This is a genomic window from Halomonas sp. YLB-10, from assembly GCF_003856855.1.
In the GTDB taxonomy this organism is placed as follows: Bacteria; Pseudomonadota; Gammaproteobacteria; order Pseudomonadales; family Halomonadaceae; genus Halomonas; species Halomonas litopenaei.
The window spans coordinates 193,824-207,328 of sequence record NZ_RRCU01000006.1; the positions used below are offsets into that span (position 1 = coordinate 193,824).

General features: G+C 64.9%; 10 protein-coding genes and 2 pseudogenes. 9 read left to right on the plus strand and 3 right to left on the minus strand.

The window, feature by feature from the left end:
• The first annotated feature begins 38 nt into the window (after positions 1–38).
• Positions 39–503 carry a flavodoxin domain-containing protein gene (locus EBB56_RS14845; protein ID WP_045991488.1) on the plus strand — a complete coding sequence of 155 codons (465 nt, stop codon included), beginning with the start codon at positions 39–41 and terminating at the stop codon, positions 501–503.
• On the plus strand, positions 503–871 hold the full coding sequence (locus EBB56_RS14850) for a hypothetical protein (RefSeq protein WP_045991487.1): 369 nt from the start codon (positions 503–505) through the stop codon (positions 869–871). Before EBB56_RS14845 ends, EBB56_RS14850 begins: the two co-directional genes overlap by 1 nt.
• Before the next feature lie 84 nt (positions 872–955).
• On the opposite strand, the gene ppnN is transcribed toward EBB56_RS14850, so the two are convergent.
• The gene (gene ppnN / locus EBB56_RS14855) at positions 956–2,329 is read right to left on the minus strand and encodes a nucleotide 5'-monophosphate nucleosidase PpnN (RefSeq protein ID WP_124804719.1); all 1,374 of its coding nucleotides are present in this window, start codon (positions 2,327–2,329) and stop codon (positions 956–958) included.
• 26 nt (positions 2,330–2,355) lie between these two features.
• Positions 2,356–2,694 (minus strand): YfcL family protein, encoded by a 339-nt coding sequence (locus EBB56_RS14860; RefSeq protein ID WP_108447898.1) that lies wholly within the window; start codon positions 2,692–2,694, stop codon positions 2,356–2,358.
• Between the two features lie 193 nt (positions 2,695–2,887).
• On the opposite strand from EBB56_RS14860, the gene EBB56_RS14865 reads away from it, so the two are divergent.
• From EBB56_RS14865 to EBB56_RS22410, 7 genes and pseudogenes are all read left to right on the plus strand, one after another.
• The gene (locus EBB56_RS14865; protein WP_045991484.1) at positions 2,888–3,805 is read left to right on the plus strand and encodes a LysR family transcriptional regulator; all 918 of its coding nucleotides are present in this window, start codon (positions 2,888–2,890) and stop codon (positions 3,803–3,805) included.
• A 224-nt stretch (positions 3,806–4,029) separates the two neighbouring features.
• Positions 4,030–5,358, plus strand: a complete 1,329-nt coding sequence (locus EBB56_RS14870) for a cytosine permease (protein WP_124804720.1) — start codon at positions 4,030–4,032, stop codon at positions 5,356–5,358.
• A gap of 223 nt (positions 5,359–5,581) precedes the next feature.
• Positions 5,582–7,327 carry a hydantoinase B/oxoprolinase family protein gene (locus EBB56_RS14875; protein ID WP_124804721.1) on the plus strand — a complete coding sequence of 582 codons (1,746 nt, stop codon included), beginning with the start codon at positions 5,582–5,584 and terminating at the stop codon, positions 7,325–7,327.
• A 9-nt stretch (positions 7,328–7,336) separates the two neighbouring features.
• Positions 7,337–8,766, plus strand: a pseudogene (locus EBB56_RS22050) (hydantoinase/oxoprolinase family protein); the annotation flags it as partial.
• 108 nt (positions 8,767–8,874) lie between these two features.
• A complete protein-coding gene (locus EBB56_RS22055) occupies positions 8,875–9,423 on the plus strand; it encodes a hypothetical protein (protein ID WP_260425380.1) in 549 nt (182 codons plus the stop codon).
• A 119-nt stretch (positions 9,424–9,542) separates the two neighbouring features.
• A pseudogene (locus EBB56_RS22405) lies at positions 9,543–9,794 on the plus strand (hypothetical protein); the annotation flags it as partial.
• Positions 9,784–10,494: a helix-turn-helix domain-containing protein gene (locus EBB56_RS22410; RefSeq protein ID WP_409360214.1), complete on the plus strand. Its 711-nt coding sequence runs from the start codon at positions 9,784–9,786 to the stop codon at positions 10,492–10,494. The pseudogene EBB56_RS22405 and the gene EBB56_RS22410, both read left to right, overlap by 11 nt.
• A gap of 102 nt (positions 10,495–10,596) precedes the next feature.
• Here EBB56_RS22410 and gcvP read toward each other — a convergent pair whose 3' ends face one another.
• Positions 10,597–13,491, minus strand: a complete 2,895-nt coding sequence (gcvP, locus tag EBB56_RS14890; protein ID WP_124804722.1) for an aminomethyl-transferring glycine dehydrogenase — start codon at positions 13,489–13,491, stop codon at positions 10,597–10,599.
• Between the last annotated feature and the right edge of the window lie 14 nt (positions 13,492–13,505).

Consider the following 13,505-nt stretch of genomic DNA (forward strand, 5'->3'; position numbering starts at 1 on the left):
GCTAGAATCCGACCAAAATTCTCAGGTAATTCCATCACATGCCTACTCTCAAGATACTGGTTGGCACCATGTACGGTGGTGCTCTCGACGTAGCCGAACAGGTCAAGCCGTTATTCGAGGACGCGGGCTACGAGGTTTCGGTGCTCGAAAACCCGACCCTGGCCGACGTCACCGACGACGCACCCGATCTGGCGCTGTTCTGCGTGTCTACCACCGGCAGCGGCGACTTTCCGGGAAATTTCGTCAGCTTCGTGCGCGAGTTGCAGGACAAGAGCCCCGGCCTTGGGCAACTTCGCTATGGCCTGATCGCCCTGGGCGACAGCTCCTACGGAGAAACCTTCTGCGGCGCCGGGCGCCGCCTGGACCAGCTGCTCGAGGAACAGGGCGCAACACGCCTCGACGACCGGCTCGAGATCGACGCCATGGAGACCTTCATGGCCGATGACGAGGCGCTGCCCTGGGTCGAGGGCTGGATTGCCCGTCAGAACCTGAAGGTGGCCTGATGGCCAGGGCGATCGCGAGCCCAGCTCGCCTGAGCCTGATGGTCGGCCTGATGCTGGTGCTGGCGCTGACCTTGCCGCGGTACCAGATGGCCGGTCTCGATACCCGCGAGACGCTGGGCTATATCGTGCTCGGTGTACTGGCCCTGGCCAGCCTGTTTCAGTGGCGGTTGCTCGATGGCGCGGGACGCTCGCGCTTTCTACGCATGCTGTTCACCCTGTTGGGCTGCATGGTCGTAGGCCTGGTGGTAATGGCGATCTACAGCACCCTGGTCGATGGCATGGCGCTTGGCCTGGCGGTGCTTTCCCAGGGCGCGACCGCGGGGCTGTTGCTGCACGCCGTGGTGCTGGTGTTCTCGAAGCGGGATTGATTAAAGGTCTCAATGCACATCGCCCCGAGCCTTGCGGCTCGGGGCGATGTGTTTTTATGGTGCTGCGGGTACGGATGAGGCCGATCAGGCGACAGCGCCGCCCAGGGTATAGCAGGGAACATAGTCACCCGCGAGTTTCATGCGACCCTGGGCGACGAAGGACGTCAGCAGGGCGTCGAGCTTCTCCATCAGGTCGGCGTCGGCGTGCAGGCGGAAGGGGCCGTGGGCCTCGATGGCGCGAATGCCCTGTTCCTTGACGTTGCCGGCGACGATGCCGGAAAAGGCGCGGCGCAGATTGGCGGCCAGTTCGTGCTTGGGCAGTTCACGGTTCAGCGCCAGCGACGCCATGGCTTCGTGGGTCGGCACGAAGGGCTCCTGGAAGTTACGCGCGATGGTCAGGCGCCAGTTGTAGTAGAAGGCATCCTGGCGGGCGCGCCGATACTCGGTGACCTTGTCGATGTTGGCGCGCATGGTGCGGGCCACCTCGGTCGGGTCATCGATGATGATCTGATAGAGCTCGCGCACCGATTCGCCGAGGGTGTAGACCAGGAATTCGTCGATTCGCTGGAAGTACGCGGCGGCGCTGGCGGGGCCGGTGAACACCACCGGGAACTCCATGTCGGCGTTGTCCGGGTGCAGCAGGATGCCGAGCAGGTAGAGGATTTCCTCGGCGGTGCCGACCCCGCCGGGGAAGACGATGATACCGTGGCCCAGGCGCACGAAGGCTTCCAGGCGCTTCTCGATATCCGGCATCACCACCAGTTCGTTGACGATGGGATTCGGCGCCTCGGCGGCGATGATGCCGGGCTCCGACACCCCCAGGTAACGGCCGGGGTAGCGGCGCTGCTTGGCGTGGGCGACGTTGGCGCCCTTCATCGGTCCCTTCATGGCGCCAGGGCCGCAGCCGGTGCAGATGTCGAGATCGCGAAGCCCCAGGTGGTAGCCCACGTCCTTGGTGTACTCGTACTCCTCACGGGAGATCGAGTGGCCACCCCAGCACACCACGAGGCTGGGATCCCGGCTAGGCTTGAGCGTGCCGGCCTTGCGCAGGATATGGAACACCGCGTTGGTGGTGCCCTCGCCGGTGGCCAGGTCGAAGCGCGACTGGTTCTGGATCTCATTGTAGACGTAGACGATGTCGCGCAACACGCTGGAGATATGCTCGCGGATGCCGCGAATCATGCGGCCGTCGACGAAGGCCTCGGCGGGGGCATCGGTCAGCTTCAGACGTACCCCGCGGTCCTGCTGCAATAGCTCGATATCGAAGTTGGGGTAGGTCTCCAGCAGGGCCAGGCCGTCATCCATGGGGTTGCCGGAATTGAGCACCGCCAGCGTACAGCGGCGCAGCATCTCGTGCAGGCCGGTCTGGGAGCTGTCGCGCAGACGATTGACCTCGTGCTGGGACAGAATCTCGAGGCTGCCCTCGGGGGAGATCGTGGTGGAAATGGTCTCGGGCATAAAAGGCTTCCTTGTCTGGGCGGGTGTCAGGGCGCAGGGGCCTTGGCACACGCCTGATTGAAGAGGGCGCGCACGGCGCTCTGATCCGCGTCGCTCATGCCGTCCTGGGCAAAGGCGCCGTCCAGCCATTCATGGAAGACGGCGTCGAAATCGTCACTGGTGACTTCGCTCGGGTCGTAGTCCAGCTGGTCCACCACCAGGGGGATCTGGGGAATCAGATAGCCCAGCGGAAACAGCTCCTCGGCGCTGGCGTCACGCTCCATGTCGATCAGGGCATCATGGATGGCGTCGGCACGGGCGGCGATGGGGTCATGCATGGTGGTGAACTCTTGGTCGAAGGTGGTGTGAAATGAACGCTCGATCATGGCTCGATGCTACCACGGCCGGGCGTCAGGGCGCACCGCTGCGGGCTTCGTGCTGAAGTGGTAGACTATGCCGACCCAAGGAAAGGGCCTCGTGCACTGCGTGGGCACTTCCTCAATTGGCCTTGGTTTGCAGCAGCCATGACCTGGCTTGTCGCTGGCCTGCAAACCGGACGGATCACCCTGGCGTCACTCCATGTTCAATGCCCTGTACTTCCGCACCTTCATCACCCTGGTAGAGACCGGCAGCTTCACCCGTACCGCTCAGCGTCTCGAGATGACCCAGCCGGGGGTGAGCCAGCACGTGCGCAAGCTCGAGCGTTATCTGGACAAGACCCTGCTGGAGCGCCAGGGGCGCCGCTTCCGGCTGACCGAGGCCGGTCGCCGAGCTTACGACTACGCGGTAAAGCTGTTTTCCGAGCACGAACAGTTTCGTCACTCTCTGGACGACGAGAGTCTCGACAGCGGCGAGTGTCGGTTGGCGTCACCCGGCAGCATCGGGCTCATGCTCTATCCGTTTATCCTGGGCCAGCAGCAGCGGCATCCAGGGCTGACCGTATCCTATTGCTTCGCCTTCCATCAGGAGATCCTGGCCGACGTGCTGGCCGGTCGGCACGATCTCGGCATCGTCACCGAGGTCACCCGTCACCCGGATCTCGAGTGTGAGGCGTGGCACGACGAACCCTTGAGCCTGGTAGTGCCGGCGGACTTTACCGGCACCAGCCTCAATGACCTGCTGGGGCTCGGCTTCATTAGCTATACCGATGGTCTGGACAAGGCTGGTAGCCTGCTGCGAGCCAATTTTCCCGACGACTTCAGCTCCATGAGCCACTTCCCGCGCCAGGGCTTCACCAACGAGGTGGGCATGGTGCTCGACGCCGTGGCCCGTGGCCTCGGCTTCAGCGTGGTCTCGCGCCTGGTGCTCGAGACCTCGCCCTGGCAACGTCAGGTGCGCGAGATGACCCTGACCCACCCCATGGACGAGACGCTCTACCTCGTCAGTCGACGCGGGGCGCGGGTCCCCAGTCGCTACCACCACCTGCTCGAGGCCTTTCGCGAGCAGCGTCACCTGGAGCGCTTCGGCCACCCTGAGGGTCGCCAGGCCGAGGGCTGAGGCGTCAGTCCTTCCTCCTTGTATCAACCGCCAGTTTTCCGTCAGTGCCCTGTGACGCAAGCGCCGGGGCGCTGAGCGCCAAGCCTTTTCTCTTGTGACCTTTCAGTCTGGGAGTGCCGTGATCCGCGCTGGGCAAGTTGCCCGCCGACGCCCGACAGGCGTCTGACGTGCACTAGCTCGCTGCGTTCCGATCCGGATGCCGACAACAACAAGAGGAAATCACCATGGCTAGTCCCCCCATCACTGAACACCGCCCGAGCGAGGCGCAGGAAGACGCTGACCGGATGTCCCGCTCCAGCCTGATGATGGCCTGGTGGGCCGTGCTCAGCGCCATCTTCTATCTGGTCGTGGCGGCGGCCATGGCAAGAAGCTATGGCACCGCCAATGCGCTGATCGGGATCGTCATGAGCATCCTGGTCTACAGCGCCATCAACGCGGTACTGAGCCGTTTCGCCCAGCGCACTGGTCTCACCGTTGCCGAGTTTTCCCGTACGCTTTTCGGTCGCCTGGGAGCCCTGGTGGCGACCCTGATCTACTTTGCCACGGCGCTTTACTACGCCGTCTTCGAAGGCTACGTGATGGCCCTGGCGCTGAGCCACCAGAGTGGCTGGCCGATGGCGCTGACCACCCTGGTCGTGGTGATCGTCGGCATCGCCCTGATCGGCGCCGGCGTCCAGCGCTTCCTGGACCGTTTCAACGCCTGGCTGTTGCCGGTCTATCTGCTGGGCATGCTGGCGGCAGTGTGGCTGGCCATCGATGGATACGGCTATCCCGAGGGCTGGCTGACCCGGGTGCCTGAAGGTGGCGCCCCGGCCTTCGGCTGGTGGCACACCTTCACCTACTACATGGGTATCTGGGTGCTGATGATGTTTACCTTCGACTACGCCCGTTTCGGCAAGGACCGCGATCGTCGCTTCCACGCTCGCATCACCTTCGGCCTGCCGTTCTACGCGCTGGCCTTTGGCTTCAGCGCCGTGGTGGGCATCCTGCTGGACGCCACCCTGCCCACCGCAGGGCTCTCCGAGGCGGCCATCGTCATGGGCCTGCTGGAGCTGATGGGGCTGGCGGGTCTTGTGCTTGTGTGGGTGACCCAGAGCCGCATCAATACCGCCAATTACTTTTTGGCGACCTCCAACCTCGCCAGCCTGCTGGGACAGTGGCGCCCTGGAAAGGCGTGCTATGGACTGGCCATGGCACTGGTGGCGGCCCTGGCCTGGGCGCTGATGTCGGCCGATGTGTTCGGCTATCTGCTCACGGCCTTGGCCTATCAAGGCATCTTTGTGGTCGCCTGGGTCGGGGTCGCGCTGAGTCATATCCTGTCCCGCGCCGCTCGTGAAACTGCACCCGCGAGTGTCGAGGAAGACGAGTCGGTCTACCGGTTGGCGGGGCTCGGCGCCTGGGCCGGCGCCTGCCTGGTCGGGGTGGTGCTGATGCACCAGCCGACCCTCGCCAGCTTCTCGGCACCGGCCACCTTCCTGCTGGCCTTCACCCTGTCACGCATGCTGCCAGGCGGTTCCATCAACGTCGCTGGATTGTCGCCGTCCCGGGATTGACCTGCACAAGGGCCCCCGGTGGCCAGGCGACGAGGGTCCGCGCCCGGAGTTTCCCTCCGCAGGCGCGGACCCTGTGCATTTGCCGCCAGCCCACCCTCCAGTGCACTCAGCGTCAACTCCTGTCTCCTTCAACGCCAATCCCTGGATGGCTGTCGGCGAGAAGATGACGATGAGGAGCGGCGCACCGCTTCGACTCCAACAACCACAAGAGCGCGGAGTGACCATGACAACTGTGGATCCCATTACCCTGGCGGTCGTTCGGGGAGCGCTGGAGACGGCGCAGCGCGAGATGACCCTGACGCTGGAAAAGACTGGACGATCCAGCGTCTTCAATCTGGCCCATGACTATTCCAACGCCCTGTTCGATGCCATGCCCGAAATGATCCTGCAGGGCCAGGACATCCCGATACACCTGGGCTCACTGATTCCCGCGATGAAGGCGGTGGCCGGCTTCTACGGCGAGGACATCGCGCCCGGGGACGTCGTCTACCATAACGACCCGGCCTACAAGGGCAGTCATATCATCGACTGCTGCATGTACAAGCCGGTGTTCTTCGAGGGCGAGCTGGTGTTCTGGACGGTGTGCAAGGGCCACTTGACGGATATCGGTGGCCCGGTCCCGGCGGGCTACAACCCCGACGCCAAGGAAATCTATGCCGAGGGCCTGAGGATTCCCCCGGTCAAGTTGTGGGAAAAGGGGCGCCGTCGCGAAGACGTGATCAACCTGCTGTTGACCAATATGCGTGCCCGTGAACATCAGGAAGGCGACCTCAATGCTCAGTACGGAGCCTGCGGCGTCGGCGAGCGTCACCTGCTGCGTCTGCTCGAGCGCTACGGTATCGACACCGTCAAGGCGGCGATCGCAGAGCTCAAGGCGATGGCGGACCGCCAGATGCGCAGTTTGATCGCCGAGGTGGCCGACGGCGAGTACAGCGGCACCGCCGTGCTGGAGGATTCCGGCCATGGCCTGGGGGATCTCGAGATCACCGCCCATGTGAAGATTCAGGGCGACGAGGTGGCCATTCGTATCGACAGCCCCCCTCAGGTGCCTTACTTCATCAATTCCTACGAGGGCAACTCGATGTCCGGCGTGCTGCTGGGGCTGATGATGTTTGCCCAGCTGCCGCCACCCTACAACGAGGGGCTCTATCGTTGCCTGAGCGTCGATATGGGCCCGCCCGGGACCCTGTGCAACGCCAGCGAGCCGGCACCCCACGCCAACTGCACCACCACGCCCATGGAGACCTTGACCGATGCGGTACGCCTGGCCTTCGAGCAGGCGGCGCCCGAGCGGGTCAGCGCGTCCTGGGGACACGCCAGCGGCATCAATATCGCCGGTTTCGACCCACGTCATGGCAACGAGCAGTACGTGACCATGGTGCTGGCGTCGATCATCTCCGGCGCCGGTGCCACCCGGACCATGGACGGCTGGCACTCACGGGGTCCGCTGTGTTGCTTCGGTGCGCTGATGTCCGGTGACATCGAGCTGCTCGAGACCTCCTATCCGATCCTGATCCATCGCTATGGTCTGGTGACCGACAGTTGCGGTGCGGGAGAGCGGCGCGGCGGTTCCGGGACCTGGCTGGAAATCGAGCCGCTGGACCACGCCATGACGGCGGTAGCCTTCGGCGAGGGACGACAGTACGCCACTGCTGGCGCAGGCGGTGCGCGCAATGCCCTGGTCGAGCCCAAGCTCGGGCGGCTGGTGCATCGCCACGCAGACGGCAGCGAGACGGTCTATGACCTTAATGCGCTGTTGACCATCGAACCCGGCGAGCGGGTCATCAACGTCAATCCTGGTGGCGGTGGCTTCGGTGATCCCTGGACGCGACCGCCGCAGGAGGTTGCCGGCGACGTCCGTGATGGTCTGGTGTCCCGTGAGGGCGCCCGCCAGGACTACAGGGTAGTGGTCGATGACCAGCTGCACCTGGATGAGTCCGCCACCCGTCAACTGCGCCAGACACGCTAGGAGATTCCCATGACCGCAATCTATCGACTCGGCATCGACGCCGGCGGCACCTTTACCGACTTCATCCTGGCAGAGCGGGGCAAGGGCGTCAGCCTGTTCAAGAGCCCCTCCACCCCTGAGGACGGCACCCAGGCGATCCGCGCAGGCCTTGCCCAGATCGCCGATGCGCTGGGACGCCCCGCCAGTGAGGTGGTGGCCAATGCCGATCTCTGCATCAACGGCACCACGGTGGCGCTCAACGCCCTGATCGAGCGTCAGGGCGCCAAGGTTGGCCTGCTGTGCACCGAGGGCCATGAAGACAGCCTGGAAATCCGCCTCGGCCACAAGGAAGACGGCTATCGCTATGATCCGGAGTATCCCCCGGCGCATATGCTGGTGCCGCGCTATCTTCGCCGGCCGATCGGCGGCCGCATGCTGGCCGACGGCAGCGAGCGTCAGCCGCTGGACGAGGAGGCGATTCGTGACGCCGTGGCGCTGTTCAAGCGTGAAGGGGTGGACGCGGTGGCGATCTCGTTTATGTGGTCGGTGGCTAACACAGACCACGAGCAGCGCGCCCTGGCCATCGTGCGAGAGCTGATGCCCGACACCTTCGTCTGCTGCGGCAGTGAGGTCTATCCCCAGGTGCGCGAGTACACCCGTACCTCGACCACCGTGGTCAACGCCTATCTGAGCCCGGTGATGCAGCGCTATGTCTCGCGCATCGACGCCCTGTTCGAGGAACTGGGGGCTCGCCAGCCGGTACAGTATTTCCAGTCCAACGGCGGACTGGCGCTGGGCAAGGTGATGCGCGAGAAGGCCGTGGCGGCGATCAACTCGGGCCCGGCCTCGGCGCCCCAGGCCGGGCTGTACATGGCCGGGCCGCTGGGTGTCGACAACGTCATCACCGTGGACATGGGCGGCACCTCCTTCGACATCACCCTGACCCGGGGTGGCCAGACCAACTACAGCAAGGATGTGGACTTCCTGCGCCAGCGCATCGGGGTGCCGATGATCCAGGTCGAGACCCTGGGGGCCGGCGGTGGCTCCATCGCCCACCTCAACGAGCAGGGCATGCTGCAGGTGGGGCCGCGCAGCGCCGGCGCCTCGCCGGGGCCGGTGTGCTACGGCAAGGGCGGGCGCGAACCCACCGTCACCGACGCCAATCTGGTGCTTGGGTACCTCGATCCCGAAGCGGTGCTCGGCGGTACCGTGCGCCTCGACCGCGAGGCGGCGGTGGCGGCGATCCACGAAAGGATCGCCGAGCCGCTGGGCATCAGCGTCGAGCGTGCGGCCTTCGCATTTGCACCCTGGTCAACCTGAACATGGTCAATGGCATTCGCCGGGTATCGGTGGAGCAGGGTTATGATCCCCGTGACTTCACCCTGATCGGCGCCGGTGGCGCAGCCGGCATGCATCTGGTGCGCCTGGCCGAGGAGATCGGCGTGCGCCAGGTGCTGGTACCCAAGGTGGCCTCAGGACTCTGCGCCTTCGGCCAGATCATTTCCAATGTTCAGCATGAGCGGCTGACCTCCCTGGTGCTGCCGTTGGATGACGACCCGGAGCACCGCGTGCGGGTCAACCGGCGCCTTGCCGAGTTGCGCGATGAAGGCGTGGCCGAGCTCAAGCGGGACGGTTTCGAGGATAACGCCATTGCCTGCCGTTATCGCTTCGAGATCCGCTATCGCGGCCAGATCCACGAGTGTACGGTCGAGAGCGAGCGCGGAGAGTTCGATGAGGCCGGCTGGTGCGAGCTGCGCGACGCCTTCCACGCTCGCCATGAGGCGCTCTATTCCTACTGCGAGCCGGACAGCGAGGTGGAGCTGGTCAACCTGGAGTGCTCGGTGATCGGTGAGGTGGAACCGCCGACCATGCCGACCCTGGAGGCCCGAGGGGGGGAGCTCGAGGCGGCGCTGCTGGGTCGCCGTGATATGCTGTTCGACGGTGAAGGCGAACCCGTGCCCACGCCGGTCTACGACGGCGAGGCACTGGACCCCCGGCATGAGGTGACAGGGCCAGCGGTCATCCAGGAGGCCACCACCAATATCGTGCTGCCACCCGGCTGGAAGGCGACCCTGTCGAGCACTGCAAGCTATGTGCTCAGCCCGATCGACGGCTGAGGCGACGGTTTCCCGGGATCGGCAGGATCGATCTCGGGTTCTGCGCCACGAGACAGCCACACCAGACCGCAACAACAATAACGAGAGGCACGAGTGCCGAGGAGGTTGGCATGAGTGACATGGTCACGACACAGGATACCAGGGCGCGCTGGTCGCGCTGGATCTCCGATACCTACTTTCCCCTGAGCCTGAGCTACCGCGACGAAAACGCGCCGTTTCGCGGCGATCTCAAGGTGTGGAAGACCGACGATCAGGACTTCTCGCTGTCACGCCTGACTTCCGACGGGCTAGTGTATTCCCGCGACCAGGCGCAGATCGCCGCCGATCCCGAGAGTTCTTTCCTGGTGACCATCCCCCAACGTGCCGAGGTGTTCTTCGAGCAGGGCGGACGTTCGCTGCGTTGCGAGCCGGGGCAGTTTCTGGTCGAGCGGGGGGGATCTTCCCTATCGCTTCGGCTACGAGCAGGCCAATGCCATGTGGGTGTTCAAGGTGCCGGATGCATCGATGAAGCATCGGGTGCGCGGTGTCGAGCGCTACGCTCAGCACTGCTTCGAGGCGAACACTGGCATGGGGCGGGCCTTCGTCGAGTTTCTGGCGATCTGTGCCAGTCGCTTCGATGAGTGTTCCCGCGATGAGCGTCAGCGCCTGTTCGAGCAGGCGCTATCGATGCTGTCGCTGGTGCTGGAGAAGGATGACCGGGTGTTGGTCAGCGACCAGTCCCAGTTGAAAAGCGCCCACCTGATGCGGATCGAGCGATTTATCTCTGCCCGCCTTGGCGACCCGGAACTGGGGCCGTCAATGGTGGCGGAGGGATGTGGCATTTCGCTGCGCTATCTGCACAAGTTGCTGTCCGAGACCGGCCACTCGGTCAACGACTGGATTCGCATGCAGCGGCTCGAGGCCGCGCGTCGGGACCTGTGCGATCTGGCGGAAGGGGTGAGCATCGGTGAGATCGCCTACCGCTGGGGGTTCAGCGACCAGGCGCAGTTCTGCCGTGCCTTTCGACGCCGTTTCGACTGCTCGGCCAGCGAGATGCGACATCGTCATCGGGATGGCCAGGGGGCCGGCTGAAGCCCGCCTTCGACAAGCTCCGAAACAAGGAGATACAGCAAACGCAACGACGCGGCCCAAGGGCCGCGTCGTTGTTTGTCACCGCAGGAGCGTTGTGGGCGCTCAGTCGCGGTATTCGTCGATGCTCGGGCAGGAGCAGATCAGCTGGCGATCGCCCAGCACGTTGTCGACCCGGTTGACCGCCGGCCAGTACTTGGCACCCTTGACCGCCTCGGAGGGGAAGGCGCCGATCTCGCGGGAGTAGCCCCGGTTCCAGTCCGCGTCCATCAGGTCGGCCATGGTGTGCGGGGCCTTCACCAGAGGGTTGTCCTCCAGGCTCCACTCGCCGCTCTCGACCCGGGCGATCTCCTCGCGGATGCCGATCATGGCGTCACAGAAGCGGTCCAGCTCATAGAGTGACTCCGACTCGGTGGGCTCGATCATCAGGGTGCCGGCCACCGGGAAGGACATGGTGGGGGCGTGGAAGCCGTAGTCCATCAGGCGCTTGGCGATGTCTTCCTCGCTGATGCCGGAAGCCGCCTTGAGCGGACGGATGTCGATGATGCACTCGTGGGCCACGGTGCCGTTCTGGCCCTTGTAGAGCACCGGATAGTGCGCTTCCAGGCGAGTGGCGATGTAGTTGGCGCCGAGGATGGCAAGCTCGGTGGCCTCGCGCAGGCCGCGTGCTCCCATCATCTTGATGTAGGCCCAGGAGATCGGCAGGATCGAGGCCGAGCCGAAGGCCGCCGCGGACACCGCGCCGGAGTCCTCTTCGACACCGTCGATCGGGGTCACGCTGTGGTTGGCCACGTGGGGCGCCAGGTGCGCCTTGACACCGATCGGGCCCATGCCGGGGCCACCACCGCCGTGGGGGATACAGAAGGTCTTGTGCAGGTTGAGGTGGCTGACGTCGCCGCCGAAGTCACCCGGACGTGCCACGCCGACCTGAGCATTCATGTTGGCGCCGTCGATATACACCTGGCCACCGTTGGCGTGGACGATGTCGCAGGCCTCGCGCACGCCTTCCTCGAACACCCCGTGGGTGGACGGGTAGGTGAGCATGATCGCGGACAGCGCCTGTGAGTGCTGCTCGGCCTTGGCCTTGAGGTCGGCCAGGTCGATGTTGCCATCCTCGTCGCACTCCACCACCACCACGCGCATGCTGCACATGGCAGCAGAGGCCGGGTTGGTACCGTGGGCGGAGCTGGGAATCAGGCAGACGTCACGGTGGCCCTCGCCCTGGGCCGCCTGGTAGCGACGGATCGCCAGCAGACCGGCGTATTCGCCCTGGGCGCCGGAGTTGGGCTGCATCGAGATGTGGTCGTAGCCGGTGATCTCCACCAGGAAGGCCGCCAGTTCGTCGATCATCTGGCGATAGCCGGCGACCTGATCCTTCGGCGCGAAGGGATGGATGCGGGCGAACTCCGGCCAGGTGATCGGCATCATCTCGGTAGTGGCGTTGAGCTTCATGGTGCAGGAGCCCAGTGGAATCATCGCGTGGGCCAGCGACAGGTCCTTGTTCTCCAGGCGCTTGAGGTAGCGCAGCATCTCGGTTTCGCTGCGATAGCGCTGGAAGGTCGGGTGCTCAAGGAAGTCGCTCTCGCGTCGGCAGGCGGCGGGAATGCCGCTGGCCTGGGACTCGAGGATGCCGTCGTCGAGTTCGCGCACGCCAAGGCCGTGCTCCTCGCCCAGCAGCACGTCGAACAGCGCGTCCAGATCGTGGGCGGTGGTGGTCTCGTCGAGGCTGACACCCACGTCGCCGTTGTCGAAGTAGCGCAGGTTGATCTCGTGGGTCATGGCTCGACCGTGGATCTTGCCGCGATCGACCCCGGTCAGACGCAGGGTGTCGAAGTAGCTGTCGTTGGCCAGGCTGACGCCTCTCTGGGCCAGGCCGGTGGCCAGGATGGTGGTCAGCCGATGGATGCGCCCGGCGATGGTGCGCAGGCCCTCGGCGCCGTGATACACCGCGTAGAAGCCGGCGATGTTGGCCAGCAGCGCCTGGGCGGTGCAGATGTTGGAGGTGGCCTTCTCGCGACGGATGTGCTGCTCGCGGGTCTGCATGGCCATGCGCAGGGCGGTGTTGCCGCGGGCATCCTTCGACACCCCGATGATACGGCCGGGGATCGAGCGCTTGAGCTTGTCGGTGGTGGCGAAGAAGGCAGCGTGGGGGCCACCGAAGCCCATCGGCACGCCGAAACGCTGGCTCGAGCCGACCACGATATCGGCGCCCATGGCGCCGGGCTCCTTGAGCAGTACCAGGGCCATCAGGTCGGTGGCAACGCAGGTCATCACGCCACGCTTCTTGGCCTCGGCGATCAGCGGTGCCAGGTCGTGGACGCGGCCGTCATTGCCGGGGTACTGCAGCAGTGCGCCGAAGACGTCATGGCTTGCGAGTTCTTCCGCCGGGGCGATGACGATCTCGTAGCCGAACCAGGAGGCGCGGGTCTTGAGTACGTCCAGGGTCTGGGGGAATACATCGTCGGCAACGAAGAAGGCATTGGTCTTGGCCTTCTTGTTGGAGCGTCGGCACAGCGCCATGGCCTCGGCGGCGGCGGTGGCTTCATCCAGCAGCGAGGCGTTGGCCAATTCCATCCCGGTCAGGTCCATCACCATCTGCTGGAAGTTCAGCAGGCCTTCCAGGCGGCCCTGGGAGATCTCGGGCTGATAGGGGGTGTAGGCGGTGTACCAGCCCGGGTTTTCCAGCACGTTGCGCTGAATGACCGCCGGCAGGTGGGTGTCGTAGTAGCCCTGGCCAATGTAGCTGCGGGCGACCTTGTTCTGGCGGGCCAGACGATACAGGTAGTCCAGCGCCTCGGCTTCGGCCTTGGGGGGATCCAGATCGAGCTCACGGCCCAGGCGGATGTTGGCGGGCACCGTCTTGTCGATCAAGGACTCCACGCCTTCGACACCCAGGGCCGACAGCATCTTGGCCCTGTCGTCCCCATCGGGACCATTGTGACGACGGAGAAAGGCATCGTGATCGGCCAGTTCGGCCAGGCGACGTGTATCGAAAGCCATGGAACACCTTGAGT